Source organism: Chitinivorax sp. B, from assembly GCF_005503445.1.
Taxonomy (GTDB): Bacteria; Pseudomonadota; Gammaproteobacteria; order Burkholderiales; family SCOH01; genus Chitinivorax.
The window spans coordinates 1-5,237 of the sequence record NZ_SCOH01000098.1 but is presented as its reverse complement, the minus strand read 5'-3'; the positions used below and the strand labels follow the sequence as shown (position 1 = coordinate 5,237).

General features: G+C 57.1%; 1 protein-coding gene. It reads right to left on the bottom strand.

Annotation, left to right across the window (positions count from 1 at the left end; genetic code table 11):
• The coding region (locus FFS57_RS24260; RefSeq protein WP_171014197.1) for an Ig-like domain-containing protein at positions 1–5,237 on the bottom strand (5,237 nt) is incomplete at both ends.

Sequence of the window (5,237 nt, the reverse complement as noted above, 5' to 3'; positions counted from 1 at the left end):
GCATAATCACGATTCGCATCGACCAACCAGCTGGTCTTGGCAGAACCATTCACCGTCTGGCTGACGCGATTACCCTCAGCATCATACGCATAGCGAACGGAGGTACCGATGCTGTCAAAACCGATCAGACGGTTCTCGGTACTGTATTGATACGTCACCGTTTTGCCAGCCTCGGTCTTCGAGGTGGTATTGCCATTGGCATCATAGACATAGGTCGCCTTGCCATCCGACAACAGTCGGTCGTTCTTGTCATACACCGAGGTGCGATTGATCCCGTTCGCTGACTGCGCAATCCGGTTACCGACTGCGTCGTAGCTGTAGCTGGCGACATGATTGCCGTTGACTGAGTCTGCGATGTTTTCGTTGGTCAGACGGCCCAGTGCATCGTACACATACGACGAGGTCCGGCCATTGGCTTCAACGATCTTGGTACGCTGACCGCTTGGGCTCAAGGTGTAGTCGAAACTAGCCAGAACTGTGTTGTCCGTTTTGCGGGTGTGCGCCAGTCGGGTCAGCCGACCGAGCTTGTTATAGGTATAACGGGCCTCGGTGCCGTTCGGGTAAACCACGGCCACTTGGTTGCCAACTGCATCGTAAGCATACTGGGTGGCCTTGCCGCCGTTGTCGATCACCTTGACCAGGCGGTTGAGTACATCAAACTCGTAACGGGTGGTACCGCGGCTGGTCTGTACTTCGGTCCGGTTACCGGCTTTGTCATAGGTATAGGCGATGAAGCTGCCATCCGGATTGTCGACACGGATCAACCGATCCTGGTGATCATAGGCTTTCTTGGTGATGCCACGATCATCGGTGACGGTCGCCAGCTGACCTGCTGCGGTGTAGCTATAACGAACCTTGCCGGTAATTGGTTCGTTCTTTTCGGTCAGGCGGTTGTTGATATCGTAGACATAGGTCGTGGTTTTGCCGTTGAAGTCGGTACGGCTGGCCATATTACCGGCGACATCATAGGTGAAGCGTTCAGTCATGCCTTCTGGCAGCGTCCGCTGCAACACCCTTCCCGCACCATCGTAGGCCCAATTGGTAACCCGACCCAAGGCATCGGTCTGCGACAGCTTGTTGCCCAGTTCATCGTAGCTGTAGCGGGTCTTGCCGCCCAGGGCATCGGTGACTTCAATCAGTCGGCTTAGCTTGTCATACGCCCAACGAGTGGTGAGGCCGGCTTGATCGGTTTCCGCGAGCTTGCGGCCGAGTTGATCGTATTCGAACTGGATGCTGCTGCCATCGGCCAATACCGTTTTGACACGACGATTGGCGGCATCATATTCATGCTTGGTTTCGTTGCCGGCGGCATCGATGACGCTGATCTGATTGCCATTGGCGTCATAGCCGAACTGTGTCTTACTGCCCAATGCGTCAATCACCGCGATTTGACGGTTGGACGCGTCATACTGATAGGTCGTCGTGCTACCTTTGCCATCGACGTCGGTTAGCTTGTTGCCGACGGCATCGTAGGTGCTGGCGACCATCGAACCATCCGGCAACACCGTCTTAGTCAGGCGATTCAGCGCGTCATATTCATAGCTGGTGGTACGGCCGCCACGATCCACCATGGCAACCTTATTACCATTGGCATCGTAATCAATCGCCTCGGTCGTGCCATCCGGGAAGCGGGTCAGCACCAAATAGCCGCGGGTATCGTACTGGTACTCGGTGCGCAACCCCTTGGCGTCGATGGTCGCAACGACCTTGCTGGCACGATTGTATTCGTGGGTTTGCTTGCGTCCCAACACATCCGTTTCGGTCAAGACATTGCCACTGGCATCGTAGGTCTTGCTACTGGTCAGCGACTCGACACCACTGCCAGTGCTGCGCTTGACGGTGCGCGTCAACTCACGGCCATTACTGTCATAAGTGAATGTCGTCACATTGCCAAGGGCGTCGGTTTCTGACAGGCGATTCCCCTTGCTGTCGTAGCTGAATGAGGTCGAATTACCGGCCGCATCTGTCAACGATGCCAGATCGCCCTTCCCGCTATACGCAACACGGGTGACTTGCCCCAATGCATCTTTGATTTGGGTCAGGTTACCGACACTGTCATAGGTATTGTTTGACACATTACCTTTTGCATCGGTCACTGTCGTGGCCCGATCACTGGCGTCATAGGTGTAGGTCGCGGTGCGCCCCTGCGCATCTGTTTCCGACAGCAAGTTGTCACGTGCATCAAACACGCGCGTGATGACATGGCCCAACGCATCTTTCTTGGTCAGCTCGTTGCCATGTGCATCGTAGGTATACTCGGTCACTCCACCCAAGGCATCGGTCTGCTTGAGGATATTCCCGTTGTCGTCATACAGATAGGTCGTCGCATTACCTCGCCGGTCCTTGATCACCTCCACTTTGTTGGCGGTGTCGTGGGTGGCCTCGATACGATGACCCTTGGCATCGATCTGTGCCACCAGTCGGCCTGCCGCATCATATTCGTTGCGAACCAGCAATACCCCGCGTGGATCGGTGTAATCCAACAGGCCATGGCTCAAGTTATAGGTATGGCTCGCCACCGCTGCCGTCCGGTCGGTCACGGTGTGCAGATCGCCGCGCTTGTCGTAAGCGTAGGTCAGCTTCTTGCCGGTTGGGTCGATGACTTCGACGATACGGCCCTTGTTGTCACGTACAAACTGAACGGACAGACCCGCAGAATGGAGGATGCCACTGGCGCTGTAGGTGAGTTTGTTGCCGTTCGGGTCGGTTACCGTCCGGATACCAAACTCCTTGTCCAGCTCGTACACAAACCCTTCCTGCGTGGTCAGCGTGAAGCGGCTCGGGTTATAGGCTTCACCGGTACCCATGTCATACAGCAGATCCCCAGCAAAGCGCAGATCACCCACATCTTCCGCGACCAGTTTGGAGCGTGTTCCCGCTGCGGCGGTAAACGCGGGTTTGACATAGCTTGGCGGCACTAGATTCGCACATGACGGGTTAGTCCCCATGTCGAACTTTTCGACTTTACCATCAGGCAAAGTGATGCTGACAAAGTGCTTGCCAACCGGCTTGATACAATAAGTTGGGAATGGCCCGCTGGTTCTGGACATCATCCAACTGGTGCCCAGCTTGCGGTTGGCCTGAATCCGGATATTCTGGTAATCAACACTCCAGCCATAGCCGAAGTCCAGCGATTCACCACTGCGACGCGTGTCATAGGTGCGATTGACCGTAATCGGAATCCCTGAGGCATCGATCGACAGATCCTGGAATGTGACGGTGAAGTTACCGACCTTCAGGTCCCCGACAACCTCATAACTGGTCTCGGTGCGGGTCTTCTGGCCCAGTGCGTCTTCCACTTCCAGGCGGACGTCATACAACCCGTTTGCCAAGGTACTGGGGTCGAACTTGGTCAGGACGCCATTGACGACCGGGGTGTCTCCCGTCGCCACCACCTTGAAGTGACCGCTTCCCTTGGCGGCCACTGCGATGGTGTAACGGCTGAAATCGGCATCGGTGGCAGTGCCCATCATGTCGATGGGGCGGCTGATGGTGGTGTCCTGTTCCGGGGTTTTGATGATGGCAGTCGGGAACGTACCGGCTGGCTCAACACTCACGCTCAGGGTGGCGGCGAAACCGTCAACCTTGGCGGTCAGGGTGGCAGCGCCTTGTACTAGGCCGGTTGCCAAACCGTCGGTACTGATTGATACCACGGCGGCATCGGACGAGCTCCAGCTCACGCCATCGGTAATCTCACGGCTACCGCCATTGGCCAGCTTGCCCATCACCTGGTATTGCCGGGTGGCACCTTGCGCCAGTTTGGTATCCGCAGGGGCCAGGCTGATGCCCACAATGGCCGCGCCATCTTTGGCCGTGATCTTGATTGTGGCGGGTGCGCTGCTGACTTTGCCGTCATGCACCACCAGTTGAACCAGGTAGTCACCGACCACATCCGGCTTGAACGTGCTGGTGGCCGCATTGGTGGCAGACAAGGCCGCCATACTGCCTGCTGGGCGACTGATCAACGCCCAGGTATAAGTCAGTCCATCGCCATCAGGATCAGACGAGGCCTTACCATCCAGGGTGACGGTTGTCGCAACCGTCACGCTTCGATCCGCCCCGCCATTGGCGATGGGGGGACGGTTACCTGCTGTGACGGTCAGCGAGACGGTGGTGACCGCACTGTCAGTCAATCCGTCGTTGGCACGGTAGGTAAAGCTGTCCTTGCCGACAAAGTTCGGAAACGGGGTATAGCTAAAGCTGCCATCGCCATTCAGGACCAGGCTGCCATTGGCGACATTGCTCACCACTTTGGCCGTCAGCGGCTTGCCTTCCGGGTCCTTATCGTTGGCCAGCACGCCGGGCTTGGCAATCGACAGAGTACTGGCCTGCGTCAGGCTATAGGCATCAGCTCCAACCGTTGGCACGCCATTGATCGCGCAATTGGCCAGCGAACATTTCAGGGTACAAATCCGCGCATCCAGTACCGTGACCGTACCGTCGGCATCGGCATCCCGTGGATCGGTGGCGGACGAGGCTTTCTGGTTGCGGGCCTTGAAGATCAGGTCGATGTCAGTCTTGTCGATGGTCTTGTCAGCATTGACATCGCAACGCTCAACCGTGGGCGGTGGCTGGTCCGCTTCGATTTCCGCCACTTTGGCCCGCACAAAAGCATTGGTGAAAGATTGGGTGGTGGCGGTGTCAGCAAAGGAAAGACTGGCATCCCACACCGTGCCACCCGACTCCAGGGCCAGTTTGATCTCGTTGGGGAAAATGGAATCCAGGGCGGTCGGTGCACTGCCTACCCCGCCAATGAAGAAGTCGGTGTCGCCAGCCCGGGCACCCTGGCAGGTCTTGACCCCACCGACGCCATCGGCGACATAGCCCACGCCATTGCCCCCCATGCCCAAGGCCCGGGTGCCATCACCGCAATAGAAGCGATTGGTCAATACCGCATTCAGCCGGGTCTTGGTACTCTTTAATTTAGCCAGCAGCTCGGCTGTTTTGGCTTGCCATGCCGACATGGGCAGCATGGATGAATCAGCATACAGAATCAGATTGCGCGCCACCCCATCTCGAAACGAGTAGGTCAGTGCCAGCTCGATTGCGGCATAAGTATTGGCCGGACCCATGGAGCCCGCTGAACGTAAGCCCAGTGCTGCCGGCGCAAACTGACTGGCGGAACCGAACTGCGCACCACCCACCGTGACTTGGCGTGTGGTGTCAGGCTGGTTGTAGGCATAACCCACCAACCCATAACGGGATTCAATGCCTTTTTCTTTAAGTGCGGCTTCCAG